This is a genomic window from Parasphingomonas frigoris (assembly GCF_036663815.1).
Taxonomy (GTDB): Bacteria; Pseudomonadota; Alphaproteobacteria; order Sphingomonadales; family Sphingomonadaceae; genus Sphingomonas.
The window spans coordinates 1-1,516 of the sequence record NZ_JAXOJQ010000038.1 but is presented as its reverse complement, the minus strand read 5'-3'; the positions used below and the strand labels follow the sequence as shown (position 1 = coordinate 1,516).

At 64.1% G+C, this 1,516-nt stretch carries 2 protein-coding genes; one reads left to right on the top strand and one right to left on the bottom strand.

The features are described from left to right. The coding region (locus U1872_RS22255) for a hypothetical protein (RefSeq protein ID WP_332795049.1) at positions 1 to 188 on the bottom strand (188 nt) is incomplete at its 3' end. 52 nt (positions 189 to 240) lie between these two features. Between U1872_RS22255 and metK the strand changes: the two genes are divergently transcribed. Continuing rightward, a complete protein-coding gene (gene metK / locus U1872_RS22250) occupies positions 241 to 1,458 on the top strand; it encodes a methionine adenosyltransferase (RefSeq protein WP_332742076.1) in 1,218 nt (405 codons plus the stop codon). Positions 1,459 to 1,516: the final 58 nt, after the last annotated feature.

The window sequence follows — 1,516 nt, the reverse complement described above, 5'->3', positions numbered from 1 at the left end:
TCTTTGCCGCCGATGGCCACCTCGTAGCGACCGTTCCACACGAGACCGCTGGCGCAATACAGCAACAGATGCCTTCCGCGTTGCCCCCCACTTTGTTCTCGCGTGTCGGCAACGCGATGGCGGCGATCGTAGCCGCGCTGATGCTCGTCACTGCGGTTGCTCTGCGCCGTCGCCAGCGCTAGGGTCATATAAAGCTTTCCTTATATGACGCTCGTTCCAGAGCATGGCAAAGAGGCCCGCATGCGCAAGTCTTTCCTCTTCACTTCCGAATCGGTCTCCGAAGGCCATCCCGACAAGGTCGCCGACCAGATCAGCGACACGATCGTCGACCTGTTCCTCGCCAAGGACCCGCAGGCGCGCATCGCCTGCGAAACGCTGACGACCACGCAGCTCGTCGTCCTCGCCGGTGAAATCCGCGGCAAGGGCATCTACGAGAACGACCAGTGGGCCGACGGCGTGCTCGAAGAGATCGAGGCTGCGGTGCGCAACACCGTCAAGGAGATCGGCTACGCGCAGACCGGCTTCCACTGGGAGACGTTCCGCTTCGAGAACAACCTCCACGGCCAGTCCGCGCACATCGCGATGGGCGTCGACGAGAGCGGCAACAAGGACGAGGGCGCCGGCGACCAGGGCATCATGTTCGGCTACGCGACCGACGAGACCCCGGGCCTGATGCCCGCGACGCTGTATTACAGCCACAAGATCCTCGCCAAAATGGCCGAAGACCGCCATTCGGGCGCGGCGCCGTTCCTCGAGCCCGACGCGAAGAGCCAGGTGACGCTGTCGTACGAGAACGAAGTGCCAGTCGGCGCGACCGCCCTGGTCGTCTCGACGCAGCATGCGCCGGGCTATTGCGAGAAGGGCGATAACGCCGATCCCGCCAAGTACGCGGTGCTGCGCGACTATGTCATGGGCGTGTTCAAGGACGTGCTGCCCGACGGCTTCATCACCGACGACACCGCGATCTACATCAACCCGACCGGCCAGTTCGAGATCGGCGGCCCAGACGGCGACGCAGGCCTTACCGGGCGCAAGATCATCGTCGACACCTACGGCGGCGCGGCCCCGCATGGCGGCGGCGCGTTCTCGGGCAAGGATCCGACGAAGGTCGATCGCTCGGCTGCCTATGTCGCACGCTATCTTGCGAAGAACGTCGTTGCGGCCGGTCTCGCGCGTCGTTGCACGATCCAGCTGAGCTACGCGATCGGCATCGCCGAGCCGCTGTCTGTCTATGTCGACACGCATGGCACCGGCACTGTCGAGGAAGCCAAGCTCGAATCGGTCCTGCCGAAGCTCGTTCGCCTGACGCCGAAGGGCATCCGCGAGCATCTGAAGCTCAACGCGCCGATCTACAAGAAGACTGCGGCGTACGGGCATTTCGGTCGCGAGCCGCAAGGTGACACGTTCACCTGGGAGAAGACCGATCTGGTCGATGCGCTGAAGGCTGCCGTCGCCTGATCGCAACGGGTTTGAGGTTGTGAAAAAGCCTCCCGCGGACGGGTCCGCGGGAGGCTTT